Annotated in this window: 18 protein-coding genes; 3 read left to right on the top strand and 15 right to left on the bottom strand. The window is 63.6% G+C overall.

Translation table 11 applies throughout. From position 1 onward, the window contains the following. Nucleotides 1–5 precede the first annotated feature (5 nt). The 15 genes from AB4Y67_RS03255 to AB4Y67_RS03325 all read right to left on the bottom strand — a co-directional run bounded on the left by AB4Y67_RS03255 (nt 6) and on the right by AB4Y67_RS03325 (nt 14,233). A complete protein-coding gene (locus AB4Y67_RS03255; protein ID WP_441404363.1) occupies nt 6–1,502 on the bottom strand; it encodes a CpaF family protein in 1,497 nt (498 codons plus the stop codon). Continuing rightward, nucleotides 1,503–2,693 carry an AAA family ATPase gene (locus AB4Y67_RS03260; RefSeq protein WP_441404364.1) on the bottom strand — a complete coding sequence of 397 codons (1,191 nt, stop codon included), beginning with the start codon at nt 2,691–2,693 and terminating at the stop codon, nt 1,503–1,505. Beyond that, nucleotides 2,690–3,466, bottom strand: coding sequence for a Flp pilus assembly protein CpaB (gene cpaB / locus AB4Y67_RS03265; RefSeq protein ID WP_441404365.1), 777 nt, complete (start codon nt 3,464–3,466; stop codon nt 2,690–2,692). Before cpaB (AB4Y67_RS03265) ends, AB4Y67_RS03260 begins: the two co-directional genes overlap by 4 nt. 40 nt (nt 3,467–3,506) lie before the next feature. Further along, complete coding sequence (locus AB4Y67_RS03270) at nt 3,507–4,538, bottom strand: pilus assembly protein TadG-related protein (RefSeq protein WP_441404366.1); 1,032 nt, start codon at nt 4,536–4,538, stop codon at nt 3,507–3,509. Then, nucleotides 4,526–4,900 carry a TadE/TadG family type IV pilus assembly protein gene (locus tag AB4Y67_RS03275; RefSeq protein WP_441404367.1) on the bottom strand — a complete coding sequence of 125 codons (375 nt, stop codon included), beginning with the start codon at nt 4,898–4,900 and terminating at the stop codon, nt 4,526–4,528. The genes AB4Y67_RS03270 and AB4Y67_RS03275 overlap by 13 nt, the downstream gene beginning before the upstream one ends. Nucleotides 4,901–5,007: 107 nt before the next feature. Next, a complete protein-coding gene (locus tag AB4Y67_RS03280; RefSeq protein WP_441404368.1) occupies nt 5,008–5,247 on the bottom strand; it encodes a Flp family type IVb pilin in 240 nt (79 codons plus the stop codon). Nucleotides 5,248–5,513: 266 nt separating this feature from the next. Beyond that, a complete protein-coding gene (locus AB4Y67_RS03285; RefSeq protein ID WP_441404369.1) occupies nt 5,514–6,863 on the bottom strand; it encodes a pilus assembly protein TadG-related protein in 1,350 nt (449 codons plus the stop codon). Nucleotides 6,864–6,964: 101 nt separating this feature from the next. Further along, nucleotides 6,965–7,420: a TadE/TadG family type IV pilus assembly protein gene (locus AB4Y67_RS03290; RefSeq protein ID WP_441404370.1), complete on the bottom strand. Its 456-nt coding sequence runs from the start codon at nt 7,418–7,420 to the stop codon at nt 6,965–6,967. Nucleotides 7,421–7,489: 69 nt separating this feature from the next. Next, nucleotides 7,490–8,377 carry a type II secretion system F family protein gene (locus tag AB4Y67_RS03295; protein ID WP_441404371.1) on the bottom strand — a complete coding sequence of 296 codons (888 nt, stop codon included), beginning with the start codon at nt 8,375–8,377 and terminating at the stop codon, nt 7,490–7,492. Between the two features lie 10 nt (nt 8,378–8,387). Next, the gene (locus AB4Y67_RS03300; protein ID WP_441404372.1) at nt 8,388–9,176 is read right to left on the bottom strand and encodes a type II secretion system F family protein; all 789 of its coding nucleotides are present in this window, start codon (nt 9,174–9,176) and stop codon (nt 8,388–8,390) included. 155 nt (nt 9,177–9,331) lie between these two features. Further along, on the bottom strand, nt 9,332–10,777 hold the full coding sequence (locus tag AB4Y67_RS03305; RefSeq protein ID WP_441404373.1) for a CpaF family protein: 1,446 nt from the start codon (nt 10,775–10,777) through the stop codon (nt 9,332–9,334). Further along, nucleotides 10,774–11,970, bottom strand: a complete 1,197-nt coding sequence (locus AB4Y67_RS03310; RefSeq protein WP_441404374.1) for an AAA family ATPase — start codon at nt 11,968–11,970, stop codon at nt 10,774–10,776. Before AB4Y67_RS03310 ends, AB4Y67_RS03305 begins: the two co-directional genes overlap by 4 nt. Then, entirely contained in the window at nt 11,967–12,716 is a 750-nt protein-coding gene (cpaB, locus tag AB4Y67_RS03315; RefSeq protein WP_441404375.1) for a Flp pilus assembly protein CpaB, read from the bottom strand. Before cpaB (AB4Y67_RS03315) ends, AB4Y67_RS03310 begins: the two co-directional genes overlap by 4 nt. A 366-nt stretch (nt 12,717–13,082) precedes the next feature. After that, nucleotides 13,083–13,298 carry a Flp family type IVb pilin gene (locus AB4Y67_RS03320; RefSeq protein ID WP_441404376.1) on the bottom strand — a complete coding sequence of 72 codons (216 nt, stop codon included), beginning with the start codon at nt 13,296–13,298 and terminating at the stop codon, nt 13,083–13,085. Between the two features lie 269 nt (nt 13,299–13,567). Continuing rightward, nucleotides 13,568–14,233 (bottom strand): prepilin peptidase, encoded by a 666-nt coding sequence (locus AB4Y67_RS03325; RefSeq protein WP_441404377.1) that lies wholly within the window; start codon nt 14,231–14,233, stop codon nt 13,568–13,570. Between the two features lie 293 nt (nt 14,234–14,526). On the opposite strand from AB4Y67_RS03325, the gene rplM reads away from it, so the two are divergent. From rplM to glmM, 3 genes are all read left to right on the top strand, one after another. Further along, nucleotides 14,527–14,970 (top strand): 50S ribosomal protein L13, encoded by a 444-nt coding sequence (gene rplM, locus AB4Y67_RS03330; protein WP_056425332.1) that lies wholly within the window; start codon nt 14,527–14,529, stop codon nt 14,968–14,970. 38 nt (nt 14,971–15,008) lie between these two features. Next, a complete protein-coding gene (rpsI, locus tag AB4Y67_RS03335; protein ID WP_120951090.1) occupies nt 15,009–15,515 on the top strand; it encodes a 30S ribosomal protein S9 in 507 nt (168 codons plus the stop codon). A gap of 197 nt (nt 15,516–15,712) precedes the next feature. Continuing rightward, complete coding sequence (gene glmM, locus AB4Y67_RS03340) at nt 15,713–17,074, top strand: phosphoglucosamine mutase (protein ID WP_441404378.1); 1,362 nt, start codon at nt 15,713–15,715, stop codon at nt 17,072–17,074. Nucleotides 17,075–17,099: the final 25 nt, after the last annotated feature.

Here is a 17,099-nt window from a genome sequence, read left to right on the forward strand (position 1 = left end):
GCCGGTCACACCCTTCCGGCGGCGGTCAGCGGGGCCGCAAAGACTCCGGGGGAGACATAGATGCCCAGATCCTCGAACCGGTCAATGAAGCGGGGACGGATTCCGGTGGGCACCGGTTTGCCCAAGAAACGGCCGTGGGCGTCGACGCCGGCCGAATAGTCGAAGACGAACGCGTCCTGCAGCGTGACAATGTCACCTTCCATACCCTGGACTTCAGTGACGTGGGTGATCCGGCGGGTGCCGTCGCGGAGGCGTGAGATCTGGACAATCAGGTTGACGGCCGAGGCGATCTGTTCCCGGATCGCCCGCAGTGGCAGGTCCATGCCGGCCATCAGCACGAGGGTTTCCAGACGTGCGACGGCGTCGCGGGGCGAGTTTGAGTGGACCGTGGAAAGGGACCCGTCGTGGCCGGTGTTCATGGCCTGGAGCATGTCCAGCGATTCACCGCCGCGGACCTCGCCCACCACAATCCGGTCCGGCCGCATACGCAACGAGTTGCGCAGCAGTTCCCGGATGGTCACTTCGCCCTTGCCTTCTGTGTTGGGTGGGCGGCTTTCGAGCCGGACCACGTGGCGCTGCTGGATCTGCAGTTCCACGGCGTCCTCGATGGTCACGATCCGCTCGTCGTCGGGCAGGAAGGAGGAAAGCACGTTGAGCAGCGTCGTTTTGCCCGTGCCGGTGCCGCCGGAGACGATGATGTTCAGTTTCGCTTTCACGCAGGCGTTCAAGAGTTCGGCCATTTCCGGCGTCAGCGTGCCGAACTCGATGAGGTTCCGGACGGTCAGCGGCACTTTGCTGAATTTTCGGATGGTCAGTGAGGAACCGCCCACTGCGAGCGGGGGGATGACGGCGTTGACGCGGGAACCGTCCTCGAGGCGGGCGTCCACCAGAGGGGAGGACTCGTCGATGCGGCGGCCCACCTTGGAGACGATCCGCTCAATCACTTTCCGCAGGTGGTCTTCGGAGCTGAAACGCGACTCGGTCAGGGTGAGCTTGCCGTGCCGCTCGACGTAGATCTGGTCCATGCAGTTGACCATGATTTCCGTGACGGCGGGATCGTCCAAAAGGCGCTGCAGGGGACCGTAGCCGAGCACATCATCGGCGACGTCCTGGACGAGGCGGGAGCGTTCTTCGGACGACAGCGGGACCTGTTCGGCGTCGATGATCCGAATCAGCTCCTCCCTCGCGGAGGTGCGCAGCTCGTCCTCCTTGACGGCAGAGTCGTTGAACCGGGTCCCCATCCGTTCGAAGAGGGCGGTCGCGGCGCGTTGCTTGAGGGCCGCGAAAACGTCGACGGGCTGCTGCGTCTTGGACCGGTAGGTGTCCGGGGGGTCGGTGAAAGCCGGTGGAGCCTTGGTGACGGGCTTGCGGAGTTCGACGGCGGGGGCAGCGGCCGCCGTCGTCTCCGCACGGGACGGCGGGGCGGGCGCCGGATTCGGGGCCCGCGTACCGGCCGGAGCCTGTGTGCCTTCGGCGGTGCGCAGCCGTTCGGAGAGCTTCACTTAGACCACCACCCGGCGGTGCAGTTTCTTCTGCGCAGTGGCGCGCCACGCGGGATCGAACCTGGCCACAAGTTGCTTGAGTCCCTTGATGGCAGGGTCCTTGCGGCCGTCCTGCAGCACCGGGATGCCGCGGTTGGTGGAGAAGGCCACGGCTTTGGAGCGGGGGATGCTGACATCCACGGGGGCGCCGATGGTGGCCTCCACGTCCTGGACGCTGAGGCCGGACTTGGCATCGGCCATGTTCAGGACCACGTGGCGGGTTTCCGGCAACAGGTCCAGGCGGCGGAGGATTCCGAGGCCGGAGCGGAGGCCGCGGATGCTCGGGACGTCCATGGCAGTGACCCAGACGACGTCGGTGCACTGCTCCATGGCGGCCAGGCCGACTTCGGGCAGGCCGGGAGCGGTGTCCACGACGACGTACTGGAACTGTTCCGCGAGTTGTTCGAGGAGCCGGGAGACCTGTTGCGGGGTGATGTCGTCCGCTTCCTCCGGGCTTCGCGGGGCGCAGAGGGCATAGATGTTGCCGGCATGGACGGTCAGGAACGCCTTGAGCACCAGGGAATCGTGGCTGGCGGCGGTGGAGACCGCGTCCGTGACGGTGTGCTCCGGGTTCAGGTAGAGGCCGGACGCCACGTCCCCGAACTGCAGATCCAGGTCGACGATGACGACGCCCATCGGGGCGACCTTGCCCAGGCCGATCGCGATGTTGGTGGCGATGGTGGTCTTGCCGACGCCGCCCTTGGGGGAGAAGACGCCGATGACCAGCCCTTTAGGGCCCTCGGACTGCTGGACGGCTGACGTCCGGCTCCGGCTCGCGTAGGACTGGCAGGCGCGTTCCAACAGCATGCGGATCTGGGCCGGATCCGACTCCGGACCGAGGATGTCCCGGATGCCGGCACGCATGGCGAGCAGGACGAAGGCAGGGTCAGGCTCGCCGACCAGGACCACGCTCAGCTCCGGCAGTTGCACATCGAAGACCGTGGCGAGCCGCAGGGCATCCTCGACCGGGATGTCCGGTCCCAAGATGAGCACCTCGGGGCGTTCCTGGTTGAGATTGGCGAACAGCTCGCCGGGATCGGAGGGGTTGACGAATGCGAAGGTCTGCAGCCCGCCCGGGAGCCCGCCGGCCAGGGCCTGCCGGACGCGGGAGTCGAAGTCGGTGTTAGGGGTGATGAGGACAAAGCGGCTCACTTGTAGACCTCCGGTTTTGTCATGATTCCAGGCTTGCCGCTGTCAGTTGCGGTGAGCGGCTCCTTGCTCAGCCAGAGGCTGGCGGTAGCGGAGAACTCGGAGGCGTAGACAATTTTGGTGGCATCCACGTCGTTCACTGCCACGGTGAGCATCAAGGACCCGGTAGGGAGGGACATGTCCTCCGCCGGAGGCGCCGAGCCGTCAGCCGAAGGCTGCGGCGAGGGCGTGGCAACAGGCGCCCGCTGCACGGCGGTCACGAGGACCTTGTGGATGGAGAGCTGGGTTGTCGGCTGTTCAGGCTTAGCCTCGAGGCCCCCGCCCTTCAGGTTGATGAAGATGCCGACGCGGTCACCGGGAACAATCCGGCCGCCGACGACGCRCTGCGGCTCAAGCTGGAAGGAGATTTCCTGCAGGCCCTCCGGGACGTCCACGGACCCGCTGGCCTTGAGCTCCTCCGGCGCGATCAACCGTTCCGCGACCAGCTGCTCGCCGGGGAGCAGTTCGACGGCGGTGACCTTTTCGGCCAGGCCGTCGAGGTTCTTCAGCGCTGAATTGGTGACAGCCTTTCCGGGAAGTTCTTCGCTCGCCACGAAGGCTGCTAAAGCTGCAACTGAGGTGCCGGCGGGCACGGCTTTCTGCACCACGAGGACGGTGACCGGATCCAGTCCCTGGACCGCCCTGGTATCGGCGCCCTGCGCGTAGCTGACCACCAGTAACGCCCCAAGGATCGCCAGGACGAGGGCGGCGACGCCGGCCAACAAGCGTGACTTCAAGACTGCTCCTGAACGTAGGGGTTTGCGGGTGTGCGGAAAACTATTGAGTGAGGCGAACTATGTCGGTGCCAAAGTCCTCCGGTGTCACTCCAAGGGTGTAGCCGTCGGCCAATGAGACGTACCGGATGAAGCTGCCGATGATGCCCGTGCAGCTGTTTTCGCAGTTCAGGGACGTGGGAACGAAAGGGGACTTGTTGTGAAAGGACGTGGGCAGCTTGTTGCCGCCACTAAAATTCCAGCCTGTGACTTTGAATGATGCGAAGGAAATCAGTTTGTAGCCGGCTCCGGCTCCGGTTCCCGTCACCGCGTTGAACACAGGAAGGAGCACGGTCACGTCATTGCCTGCCGTGATGGTGTCCGCCCATTTCCGCATGAGATCGTCGCAGGCGCCCGGATAACTGTTGCCAGGATCGCTGGCGGCGCCGGCGGCCAGACTGATGATCCCGTCGCAGGTGCCCGATGTGCGCTTGATCCAGCCGAAGCCGCCCGGGACCGGGGCTCCGGACGGGCCATAGTTGCAGTCAGCGTCGGCTTTCTTGCCGTGGCTGACCAGCAATTGCAGGCCGCCGTCGACGTGGTCCTTGACCTGGCAGATAGAGAAGGTGAGCGGAAACGCAGTCGGTCCTGCCACGGGGCTGCCCCATTGAACCGTGGCCCCCGCGTTCACTTCGGCGCCGTTAATGCCCATGGCGCGGGCGAAGAAGAGCGACACGCTGTTGGGCTCCTTGCCAGGCTCCTGGGCGCCTGCCGTCACGGTGACGGTGCCGGCTACCTTGTCGAGGTTGACGGCCTTGACGTTGCTCGCCCCGTCGCCGGCGTTGCTGTTGGCGAGGCTGCGGGCCAAATCCGACGTTGCGGAGCAGTCGGGGTCGTTGACGTCGCGGGCGCACTTCTGGGCGATGGCAAAGGCCGCTGCATCGGCTCCATTGCGGAGCTGAGTCCGCTCGGCGTACAGCATGCCGACGTCGACGGCGACCGCGGTGAAACCGAGCAGGGTCACCATAAGAATCGCGACGAGGACACTGACGGCCCCGCGCTCGCCGTCCCCTTGCCTGGGCTTCAACCGCTGCACAGCATCACCCCCTTGCCCTCCATGGCAAACGGACCCGCGATTCCTGTCATGGTGGGCAGGTTGTAGGTGATCTTTAGCGTCATCTGGGCACCGGGGGCGCATGTTGCGGGGGTGAACGTGATGTTGGCGTCCCTCAGCCCGGGCTGGACTGAAACCGCTGCATTCTTAGCCGCAGTCCGGGCGGCGGTCGGGTTGTTCCCGATAGCCATCACCCGGACGCCTTCGCGGGCCGCGCTGGAAAGGGAGCTCTGAACGTTGTAGGCCCGGCCGAATTCGGTGATGCCCAGCAACAGCATCACCAGGATGGGAGCGAGGAGTGCGAACTCCACCGCGACGGCACCCCGTTCCTTTGTCTGGGACATGGGGGACCGCCTTCCTTGAGTTGCTGGTTTGTCGGCGCCTGTAAGACAGTCAGGGTTGGGGAAGGCCGGAGCCTTCCCCAACCCTGACTTTCGGATCAAATCGCACGCTACGGGGCGGCGACGCAGCCACCCTTGCCGTCGGCGCCGCCGGTGGCCGAGAAGACCTTGCCACCCTGAACAGAACATCCCACGGTGTTGAAGGTGTCCTTCAAAGTCCCACCGAGCAGTGTGACAGCGACGATGATCACGACAGCAATGAGGGAGACCATAATGCCGTATTCGACGGCGGTGGCGCCGCGCTGGTCACGGCGAAGGCGGGTTGCGAGGTTGGAGAAAAAGGAACGCATGGGTGACTCCTGAGCGAGTTGGGGCTGGCCCTGCACCAGCACTGAGAGGAACTTAGCAACGAGCGACACGCCGACCATTCGACGTGGACGTATCCTGTGCCAAGGCTTCCCAAACTGCACGTTCCCTGTACATTCCCTGCGCGTATTCTGCGCTCGCCCAGTGTGGACTGGACCGGCACGCCAGAGGACCCCCTTGGCTCTGGGGTCCAAGGGGGTCTGGTCTGTGGGTGGGCAGGCTGGGAAAACCCTGCGCACGGGGCGTTCCGTCAGCCGGGGATTCTGATCAGGCGCGAGTTCCCACTGATGGCGTTGATCGCCGAGACAAAGATCGGGCCGAGTTCCGTTCCGCTTGCGGCGCAGAAGAAGTAATCTCCATCCGCGTTCTCAGCATCCCGCTTCGCAGCACTCTGGCAGTCGTTGCTGGCAGTACTGGGGACCCTCGGGGATTTCTCTGAGGCGGCAGCGGCGAGCACGTCCCGGACAAGTACGCCGCCGCCGCAGGAGTCGGTGTTGGCGCTTCCGAAGCCGACCGTGATGATGAGGATGTCTTTGTCCTTGGCATCGGCTGCGACTGCCTTCAGGTTGTTGCAGGCAGTTGAAACGATTGAACTGCCGATGTCACCGGCAGAGTCTACAGACGTGGACCCCGCGATGTTGCTCTCGTTGGGCTGGCCATCAGTCTCCAGGATTATTGCCTTGCGCGCAGTGCCAGCGCGCGCGGTCAGGCTCGCCAGATTGTTCGCGTCCTTGCCAAGCACGTAGCGTGCGGCGGCTTTCAAGGGCGACGCAAGGTAGGTGCCAAAGCCCGACGACTTGTTCAAGCAAGTTATTGCTTTGACGAGCGTGCTGCTGCCATTGGCGGTCGGCGTGGAGCCCGGATTGTTGTAGTCGTTCGAGAACGGAACCGGAATCCAAGGGCCGGTGGTCGCGGATCCGGACGGATTGGTCTGGCAACCGCCGGCGATGGGGGCACTCCTGTGGATGGTTCCAAATGCCACATACTGCTGATCCTTGGACATGGTTAGGAGAGTGTTCTTGATCCCGGTCTTCATGTCGGTGATGTTTTGGTCGCTCATACTGCTGGTGCGGTCAGCGACTATGGCGACATCCATCGGATTAGGGCTTTGTGCACCGCAGGACCCCCGGCACGCGTCTGAGGCCAGGGATCCGGTGTTGCCTGTGTTGATGCCAATGACGGGCGCGAAGGCGAAGGGAACATTCTTGTCGTCGGTCACAGTGATGGTGTTGCAGGTGCGGCCGCTTCCGGGTATACACGGGACCGCGCAGATCACTTCGTTGCATTTGGCGCCAGCGACCGCCCCGGGGTCGCAGACGCTGGGGATCTGGCTGGTCGCCACAGTCTTGGCGGACCCGGTGGACGCGACAACGCACCAGAAGGAGGCAGCGGGGTCCGCTTCGGGATCGTTGGCGCGGGCGTAGGCCAGCGCTGCGGCGCTGGCGCCCGCCGGATCGTTCGGGAGCGAGGCCGCACCGGCCAGTGCGGCGGCGTCAAGGGCGTTGCTCAACTGCTGCCGCTCGTGGAGCAGCCGGCCGTAGTCGACGGCCATGGCCACGGACCCGAAGACTACGGGAATCAGCAGGGCAAAGATCACCATCGAGGCCCCACGTTCCCCTCTACCGGACTTGCCACCGGACCGGTCAGGGTGGCGGTCGCGTGCTGCCCGGCGGGCCCGGACCAGGCCGGATTGTGCTGGTGTCAGGCGGAACATGATCCTCCATTCCAATGCTTCGATCCGGATGCTGCGGGAGCGGCGCTTTCCATACGCATGACTGCTTTAGCTTCGAAGTCACCGGCCAGGGCCCACGCGAAGAATCCGGAGAGGGAGGACTGGGGATAGCGAAGGCAGACGACCATGACGCCGGGCGTCCCCGCCGACGTGTCGACGGTGAATCTTGATTCGAGCTTGTTGTCGTCCAGCAGGCCCCGTGCCCGGCTCGCTGACGCGATCACGTCACCCTGCGTGACACCCTGCCGCGCGGCTTCCCGCGCCGCGCCTTGGAGATTAATGGTCTGCGCAAAGGCCATGCCGAAGTCGATCACGCCCAGGACAAGGGAAAGCATCAGCGGAACGATCAGGGCGAATTCCACAGCCGCGGCACCGCGTTGCCGGCCGTCCCGGTTCGGCCGGCTTCCTGGTGGGAACCTAAACATCTGCTGCTCCTTTGATCCATATGGTCAATAACTGGGTGCCGGCCCGCTCACGGCGTCAGGCGGATTGCCTCAGAAGGCGCCCAACAAGTTCTGCATGACACCTATGACTGCGGGTCCAAGAATGACGACGAACAGCACGGGAAGGATGCAAAACATGAGGGGGAACAAGACCTTGACAGGCAGTTTCATTGCCTTCTCTTCGGCACGTTGGCGCCGCTTGACCCTCATCTGTTTCGCTTGGGCACGAAGCACGCCAGCCAGCGCGATGCCATAGGTGTCCGCCTGCACCACGGAGCGCACGAAGCTCCGCAGATCCGGTACATCGGTTCTTGCGGCCATGGCAAGGTAGGCATCCTTGCGGCTTCGACCGACCTGCATGTCCTGGAGCGTGCGGACAAGCTCTTCTGCCAGTGGTCCCTTACCGTTGTCACCCGCCCGTGCCATCGCCAATTCGAAACCCAGACCCGCCTCGACCGAGATCAGCATCTGGTCGAGGGTATTCGGCAGCTCCATTTCGATGGCCTTCTGGCGTTCCGCACCGCGGCCGTGGATCAGGATGTCCGGAACGAAGTACGCGAGCATCGGCAGGAAGATTGCGAAGAGCACGATGCTGCCGGGTTGCTGTTTGGAAACTACAAGAATGCTGAAGAATGCCGCTACGAGTGCCAGGGCAGGCTTGGCAATCAGGAGGCGTTCGAGGGGCATGCCCGCCGGCCTGCCGGCCTTGGCCAGGAGTCTGTTCAACCACCCGGCGTAGCCTTTCGGCGTCAGCCGGGCACCGAGGCCCTCCGGCCCCCGCTGTCCTGCAGCGGGGGCACGTTCCTCGACCAAGCGTCCCCGGCCGAGGTTGCTCCGGACGGCTGCCAGGCCTCCCCGGTCGACCGAGATCATGGCCCACACCATCCCGGAGATTGGAACGACAATTAACCCGACCATTAGCCACGCCATTGCACTCACGGCGATCCTCCTAGAACTTGATCTTCAYGATGCGGCTGAGCCACCAGGAACCCAGGGCCAGCAGCACCACTGAACCGCCGAGCATTGCCCAGCCCAGGACATCTGTGTACAGGGTCCCCATATACGCGGGATTGGCGGCGCTGAGATACAGGAACATGCCGACGGGCAGGGCAATCAGGATGTATGCAGAAAGTTTGCCCTCGGCGCTCAAGGACTGGACCTGTCCCTTGATTTCCGAGCGTTCGCGGATGGTTTCACCCACGTGGTCGAGGACTTCCGCCAGGTCGCCGCCGACTTCGCGGTGGATCTCGATGGCTTGCCCGGTCCAGTCGAAATCCTCGCTCTGAAGGCGCCTGGCAGCATCCAGCATCGAGTCCTTCAGGTCACGACCTAACCGCGTTTCATTGACTAGACGGGCGAACTCCTCCGCTGTGGGGGACTCAGCCTCTTTGGCTACGGCGTCGACCGACCGCAAAAGGCTGTGGCCGGCCCGCAGCCCTCCCGCGAGCATTTGCAGGGTGTCTCCAAGCTGATCCTCGAATTTCGCGCGCCGACGGTTGGCAAGAATTCTCAGGAAGACCACGGCACCCACGGGAGTGGTCCCAAGCAGCAAGAGCCCCGTGAGAACTCCGCCTGCGACGAATCCGACCAGGCCCGCTGTAACGCCGATGCAGCAGACAAGCAGGATGAAGTCCGCGGGCCGGATGCGTAGGCCGGCCTGCTCCAGTGACTCCTTTGCACCGAAGCGGGCATTCCGGCTGACCTTTCCATCCACGAAGGTGACTGCTGACTCCGCCACCCGGGCAAGCAGTGAGTCGTCTTCCCCGCCCCCTGGCCGCCGTCGCGACAAAGCGATCCCCTTCTTTCCTATCCCGAGGGTGGAGAACAGCAGGATGGACAGAGCTACAAGGCAAAGCCCAACACCTAGTGCGAAGAAGATAGGACTCGATGGATTCACCGGTAGCCACCGCCCCCGTGTGAGGTTCCGAAGACGGCCGGCGACAGTGTGATTCCCAGCTCTGCGAAGTGTTCCGCAAAGCGCGGCCTGACGCCGGTGGGCGTGGGGCGGCCGAGGAACCGCCCCTGCGCGTCGAGGCCTGCGCTGTAGTCGAAGGTGAAGGCATCCTGGAGAGTGACGATGTCGCCTTCCATGCCCTGGACCTCGGTGACGTGCGTGATGCGCCGCGTACCGTCCCTGAGCCGGGAGATGTGGACGATGAGGTTGATGGCCGATGCGATCTGTTCGCGAATTGCGCGCAGAGGCAGGTCCATGCCGGCCATGAGCACCAAGGTTTCAAGGCGTGCAATGGCATCACGGGGAGAGTTGGCGTGCACGGTGGAAATCGATCCATCGTGTCCGGTGTTCATTGCCTGCAACATGTCGAGTGATTCGCCGCCGCGGACCTCGCCGATGACAATCCGGTCCGGCCTCATGCGGAGGGAATTCTTGACCAGATCGCGAATGGAAATCTCGCCCTTGCCCTCGATGTTCCGGGGCCGGCTTTCCAGCCGCACCACATGGCCCTGCTGCAATTGGAGTTCGACGGCGTCTTCGATGGTGACAATGCGTTCGTCGTCCGGCAGGAAGGAGGAGAGGACGTTGAGGAGGGTCGTTTTTCCTGTGCCCGTGCCGCCGGAGACCAGGATATTCAGCCGGGCCTGAACACAGGCCTGCAGCAGCTCCGCCATTTCCGGAGTCAAGGTTCCGAAGGAGATCAAGTTGTCGACGGTCAAGGGCACCTGCCCGAATTTCCGAATCGTCAGCGATGCACCGTTCACTGCCAGCGGGGGGATGATCGCGTTGACGCGTGATCCGTCGGCGAGGCGGGCGTCCACCATCGGGGAAGACTCGTCGATCCGCCGTCCGACCTTGGTGACGATTCGTTCGATGATCCGGCGCAGGTGGTCTTCCGAGCTGAACCGAGCATTTGTCAGGGTCAATTTGCCCTCGCGCTCTACGTACACCCGTTCCGGTCCGTTGACCATTATTTCGGAAACTGCCGACTCATTCAGGAACTTCTGAAGGGGCCCGAGTCCCAAAACATCGTCGATGATCTCCTGGACCAGCCTGTGCCGTTCGGCGGCAGTCAAGGGAATGTCGTCTTCTTCCACGATGGCCCGCAGCTCTTCTTTGACGTAGCTTTGCAGCTCCGACTCGTCGAGCGTCGGGTCGGTGATGCGTCCACCCATACGCTCGTACAGAGCGGCGCTTGCGCGGTCCTTGACTGCGTTCAGGGCGTCGTTGGCGTCCGCGCCTGGGATTCTCGGCTCGGCAGCGCTGGAAGTCAACGGGGCAGCGTCCGCAGATCCGACGGCCCAGGGTCCGCCGGACGGTCGTGGAGTCGACGAAGCCTCGGGGTTGCCGCCCCGGAGGGATTCGAAACGCTCGGTGAGGTTCATACGACTCCGGCCCTTCCGTGAAGTTTCTTGTTGGGTCGGGGATTCCCGCCCCCGCTGAACCTTTCCGCGAACTGCCGCAGTCCTTTGGTCACCGGGTCCCTGCTGCCGTCCTCCAGAAGTGGAACGCCCTTGTTCGTGGAGTAGGGCACGGCCCGCGATCGAGGCAGAACGACGTCCACGGAACATCCAATGGTGGCCTCAACGTCTTTCAGCGTCAGCCCGGTCCGTCGATCTGCGAAGTTGAGCACGACGTGGCGGTTCGCCGGCACAAGATCGAGGTCGGCGAGGACGCCGAACCCGGCGCGCAGTCCCCGGATGCTCGGAATGTCCATGCCACAAACCCAGACAGCATCGGTGGCCAGTTCCAGAGTTGCAAGAACGTGCTCGCCCAGGCCCGGTGCGGTGTCGACCACCACGTACTGGAATTCGTTGGACAACTGGCTCAGGAGCCGGCCTACCTGTTCGCCCGATATCTGGTCGGCGTCGGCAGGCCGGAGAGGGGCACAAAGGGCGTAGATGCCAGAAGGATGCAACGTTAGATAGGACTTCAGCACCACGCTGTCCAGGACCGCTGCCCCGACCACCGCATCTGCCAACGTCTTCTCCGGTTCCAACATCAGCCCTGAAGCAACATCGCCGAACTGGAGGTCAAGATCAACCACCACGACTTTCATGGGAGCACTTTTGCCCAAGCCCACCGCAAGGTTGGTGGTGATGGTTGTTTTGCCCACCCCGCCCTTGGGGGACATGACCGCGATGATCCGGCCACTCTGGGGCTGTCCCTCGACGGAGTTCCCCAGCCCGCGACGCCGTCCCGCGGCTGCCAGACTGGCCCGTTCCAGCAGCGAGCGGATGGTCTGGATATCGGAACCCGGCTGGAGCAGGTCCCTGATGCCGGCCCGCATGGCGGGAAGGGCGATTCCTTCTCCATCTTCGACGACCAGGACCATGCTGACTTCCGGGTACTGGAGGTCAAAAAGGCTGGCCAGACGGAGGGAATCTTCCAGCGGGAGCCCCGGCCCAAGCATGATGACTTCGACAGGGTCGCCGTTGAGGACCTTGAGCAGGTCGTCGGGACCAGGCGGAAGGTAGTCGGCCGCTATTGCGTGAAACGTGCCGTGCAATCCGGCGGCCGCCTGCCTTACGCGCCGTTCGAAGGCTGGATCTGACGTGATCAGTACGAAGCGGCTCATCGGTACAGCTCCGGCTTCTTCACAATGACCGGGGTGCCTTCGGTGGCCGTGGACGGCTCCTTGGTGAGCCACAAGCTTCCGAATTTGGCGGCGAAGGCGATCTTCACGGAATCGGCCTCGTCTCGTGCAAAGGTCACGATCAGCTGTCCGGTGGGCAACTCCGTATTGGCTTGGGTGGCAGGGTCGCTGCCGGCGGACTCCCTGGGCATCGACCGCTGCACGCTCGTTACCAGGACCTTGTGAAAGACCTGCTGGCCGGATTCGAGATCCGGGGAGTCCTTGAGTGCGCCCTTGTCAAAGAGGACGACTATGCCCACGGTGTCTCCGGCGGCGACTCGGCCACCGACAACCTGCTGCGCCTCAAGCTGGACCGAGATCTCCTGCATCCCGGAGGGAACAGCGGCGGAACCCGGCGCGGACAGGCTGTCCGGAGCCACGAGCCTGGCACCCAGCAGTGTCTCCCCGGGAAGCAGATCAACCGCCGCCACCTGTCCCGTCAGCCCGTCCAGGCTCTTCAGGGCACCGTCCGGTACTGACCCGGAGGGCAGTGAGGTGAGTTTGACTGCGGATGTGATCTGGCCAAGATCGGATCCTTGGGGGATCTGGTTCTGGACCACGAGTACTTCAACGGGTTTCAGGCCCTGCTGGGCCCGGGCTTCCGATGCTTGAACGTATGAGACCAATAGCACTGTGCCAACTAATGCCAGCACAAGTGCGACAATGCCTCCCARCAGGCGAGTTTTCACTTCCAGGCCTTTCAATAATGACTCAGTATGTGCCGAGCCTCTTTTGGCGGTGCTCTTTGGGCGCTGGTCCGGTTATTGGTTGCCCTAGAAGCGTCAGAAGGTCCGCTGAGACGAACCATCTGAACGTAGCGGACCGCTGGCCGTATTCCCTTTTTCCCTGATACGAAAAGTCCGGGTCAAGAAACTAAGGAGAGGGGGTAATTGCCGGCCGCTATTCCGCCGGCACCGACCCTGGTTTTGAACCTTGTGACGTTAGCTGGGATCCCTTGTAGCCGAACCAGCGAAAGCCCAGCGGCAGAAGCGGTGGCTGCGGAGGTGGTGTCCGAGGCGCCGCGTCCTGCCGCTGGGCTTATGAAAGGAGTCCTGCTAGCCCGCTTTGGGGGCGACCGGCGGCAGGCCGTTGACGACCGTCTGGAACGCGGCCTGGATCTGTGTTCCCAGGATTGTCACGACGCCGATGATGATGGCTGCGACCAGARCAACCAGCAGGCCGTATTCAACGGCGGTGGCACCCTTTTCGGATTCGAGTTTGTTTTTGACGCCGGAGATAAAAGTGAGCATTGAGACCATGAGACCAGTCATTTCATTTTCCTTTTCCAGAGATTTGAATATGAAACGGATGCCGGCAAATCCCCCTGTGCTTATTTGCTGGAGGTCCGTTGGGACAACATTTGCACGGCAATTATCGGGCATGCAATGCCGGCAGATACTCGACTTCTTGGGAGCAAAATGAGGCCAACACCTGTGGTCATTTGACGGAGTACTCAGTTGGTGCCGACGGTCGATCGGCAACTACTTGTTTTGATACGCCTGCTTACTAGTGAGTGCGGGAGGTGCAGGAGTGACAGGAGTTAGCGAAGAAGCAGGATAACGCCGAGCCCGGCCGCCAGCATGGAGGGGCCGTAGGGGACTTCCCGTGGCTTGTTTCCGCGGTTTTTCGCTATCAGGATCACGGAGGCCAGGCCGCCCGCCACGAAGCCCAGGGCTCCGCCGTAGAACAATTGCGGCCAGCCTAGGTAGCCCAAGTACAGTCCAAGTGGTGCCGCGAGCTTTACATCGCCCATTCCGAGGCCGTTTCCGCTGGTCAGAGCCAGAATGAGGTACAAAACGAACATTGTGACGGCGCCGGTTGCGCCGCGGAGCAGGTTTCCCCCCTCGCCGGCGCCCACAGCTGATATTGAAAGCAGGAGCAGCCCGGCACCCAGTAGGGGGAACACCAGCCGATTCGGAAGCAGGTGGTGCAGCAGGTCGATGCGGGCGAGTTGCACTCCGACGACGGCCAGGACCAGATAGGCCGGCAGTTCGGCGGCCGCGCCGAAACGCCACGCCAGCAGCGCCGAGAGAACAAAGGTGACCGCCGCCGTCGTAATTCTCGCCCGGCTGGAGGCGTCGCCGGCCAGCTGGGGGAGGGCGCGGCCGGTGAACAGTCCGGCCAGTAACCCCAGGCCCGCGCCGGCCAGCCCGATCCCGGCAATAAACAGCGGCGTTGCGGAGTCAGCGGCGGCGGTGTCGAACACGGTTCCTCCTGGGATGCGGCGGGCCGGGGCGGGCGAGATGCATCCGGACACCCCATTTTGACCCAGTGACACGTCATCGGCTATTCTTGGTAGTCGTTGTGCGTGTCCTTCTCGATGATGCGTGCCCGCTTGGGAATCCGGTTGCAGGATGACTACTCAACGTGCACATTCGAGACCTCAGGATGACTGGTTACATAGAGCCCTCACCTCTGTTCCGGTAGCGCATAGATAGTAGGTGCACCTTCGAGTGACGCCTAAAACAAGAACGCCAGAACAAGAACGAGGCAAACACCGTGCGTACGTACACCCCGAAGCCCGGCGATATCAACCGCCAGTGGCACGTCATTGACGCCACCGACGTTGTCCTTGGTCGTCTTGCCAGCCAGACCGCAATCCTGCTGCGCGGCAAGCACAAGGCCACCTTTGCGTCCCACATGGACATGGGCGACTTCGTCATCATCATTAACGCTGAAAAGGTTGCCCTCACCGGCGCCAAGCTGGAGCAGAAGCGCGCATACCGCCACTCCGGTTACCCGGGCGGCCTGACCTCCGTCAACTACGCGGAGCTCCTGGAATCCAACCCGGTCCGCGCCGTGGAGAAGGCCATCAAGGGCATGCTCCCGAAGAACTCCCTCGCTGCGCAGCAGCTGGGCAAGCTGAAGGTCTACAAGGGTGCCGAGCACCCCCACGCCGCCCAGCAGCCCAAGACTTTCGAAATCACCCAGGTCGCCCAGTAGTCCTGGCCACCAAACAACTTATCTATACAAGGAGAATCGTGGCTCAGAACGAAGAGACCACCGAGGCCGTTGTGGCTGAGGAAAACCTGACCAGCTACACCTCGGAAAGCGGTCCTGCGGAAGCAGAAGCGCCCAAGAAGGAACGCCCGGCCCTGACCGTTGCCGGCGCTGCAGTTGGCCGTCGCAAGGAAGCTGTTGCCCGCGTGCGCGTTGTACCGGGCTCCGGCAAGTGGACCATCAACGGCCGCGAGCTGGCCAACTACTTCCCGAACAAGCTGCACCAGCAGGACGTCAACGAGCCCTTCAAGATCCTCGATCTTGATGGCGCCTACGACGTCATTGCCCGCATCCACGGTGGCGGCATCTCCGGCCAGGCCGGTGCCCTGCGCCTCGGCATCGCCCGTTCGCTGAACGAGATCGACACCGAGAACAACCGCGCCACCCTGAAGAAGGCCGGTTACCTGCGTCGTGACGCCCGCGTCATCGAGCGCAAGAAGGCTGGTCTCAAGAAGGCCCGTAAGGCTCAGCAGTACTCCAAGCGCTAAAAAGCGCCTGCCCAGCAGGCGGCCGCTGACGCGACCGCCCGCTGGGACCCGCGGCGCTTTTCAGCGCTCGGATCCCGAAGCGTTAATTCCGCTTCCAAGTGCGAATCGCGCTTGCACGGAAGCCCGTCCCGCACTTTGCGGGGCGGGCTTTCGCCGTTAAGTCGGACCTGCTCCTGCCATCGTCTAAACTTGACCCGATGTCTAGATTATTTGGAACAGATGGTGTCCGGGGCTTGGCGAACGGCCTGCTGACGGCCGAGCTGGCGTTGCAGCTGGCCCAGGCCGCCGCCGTCGTGCTTGGCCATGACCGCAATACCAGCGCAACGCGGCCGCGCGCCGTGGTGGCCCGGGACCCCCGCGCCAGCGGTGAGTTCATTGCGGCCGCGGTGGAAGCGGGGCTCTCGAGCTCCGGGATCGACGTCTATGACGCCGGCGTGCTCCCGACCCCCGCCGCGGCTTATCTGGTGGCCGACCTGGACGCGGACTTCGGCGTGATGATCTCCGCCTCGCACAACCCCGCTCCGGATAACGGCATCAAGTTCTTTGCCCGCGGCGGCCAGAAGCTTCCGGACGATGTGGAGAACGCCATCGAGGAGCAGCTCGGCAAGGAGCCTTTCCGCCCCGTCGGGGGAGACGTTGGCCGGATCCAGCGCTTCTCCGACGCCGAGGACCGCTATATCGTCCATCTGCTCGGCACCCTCCCGCACCGCCTGGACGGACTCAAGGTTGTCCTTGATTGCGCGCACGGCGCGGCGAGCGGCTGTTCCCCCCAGGTCTTCAAGGACGCCGGCGCCGATGTCATTGTCATCGGAGCCGAACCGGACGGCCTGAACATCAACGAAGGCGTCGGGTCCACCCACCTGGGTCCGCTGAAGCAGGCAGTCCTGCAGCACGGTGCCGATCTGGGCATTGCGCACGACGGCGATGCCGACCGCTGCCTTGCTGTGGACCACGAAGGAAACGAAGTCGACGGCGATGAGATCATGGCCATCCTCGCGGTGGCCCTGAAAGCTTCCGGCAAGCTCAAGGACGACGTCCTCGTCGCCACCGTGATGAGCAACCTCGGACTCAAGATCGCCCTGCGCGAAGCCGGCATCAGCCTGCGCGAAACCGGCGTTGGCGACCGCTACGTCCTGGAAGGGATGCGCGAAGGCGGCTTCAACCTCGGCGGCGAGCAGTCCGGCCACGTGATCTTCGCCGACCACGCCACAACGGGCGACGGGGTTCTCACCGGCCTGCAGATTGCGGCGCAGGTAGCACTCACGGGCCGTCCGCTGAAGGAACTGGCTGCCGTGATGACCAAACTTCCGCAGGTCCTGATCAACGTCCGGGGTGTGGACCGCGCCCGGGTTAAGGGTGATGAAGCCGTGGCTGAGGCTGTAGCCCTCGCCGAGGCCGAACTCGGCGATACCGGCCGCGTGCTCCTTCGCCCCTCCGGCACGGAACCGGTGGTGCGCGTTATGGTCGAGGCGGCATCCCAGGAGACCGCCCAGGCCGTGGCTGAACGCCTGTCGCTGGTGGTCCGCACCGAGCTGGCCCTGGAGCTTGTCGCCGACTGATTCGGCCGAATTAACGAAAACAATG

The organism is Arthrobacter sp. YAF17 (genome assembly GCF_052113365.1).
In the GTDB taxonomy this organism is placed as follows: Bacteria; Actinomycetota; Actinomycetes; order Actinomycetales; family Micrococcaceae; genus Arthrobacter.

Coding starts and splice junctions, on each gene's coding strand:
- AB4Y67_RS03275 (WP_441404367.1), bottom strand. CDS start 4,900: ATGTCCCAGACAAAGGAACGGGGTGCCGTCGCGGTGGAGTTCGCACTC.
- AB4Y67_RS03280 (WP_441404368.1), bottom strand. CDS start 5,247: ATGCGTTCCTTTTTCTCCAACCTCGCAACCCGCCTTCGCCGTGACCAG.
- AB4Y67_RS03285 (WP_441404369.1), bottom strand. CDS start 6,863: ATGGTGATCTTTGCCCTGCTGATTCCCGTAGTCTTCGGGTCCGTGGCC.
- AB4Y67_RS03290 (WP_441404370.1), bottom strand. CDS start 7,420: ATGTTTAGGTTCCCACCAGGAAGCCGGCCGAACCGGGACGGCCGGCAA.
- AB4Y67_RS03305 (WP_441404373.1), bottom strand. CDS start 10,777: ATGAACCTCACCGAGCGTTTCGAATCCCTCCGGGGCGGCAACCCCGAG.
- AB4Y67_RS03310 (WP_441404374.1), bottom strand. CDS start 11,970: ATGAGCCGCTTCGTACTGATCACGTCAGATCCAGCCTTCGAACGGCGC.
- glmM (WP_441404378.1), top strand. CDS start 15,713: ATGTCTAGATTATTTGGAACAGATGGTGTCCGGGGCTTGGCGAACGGC.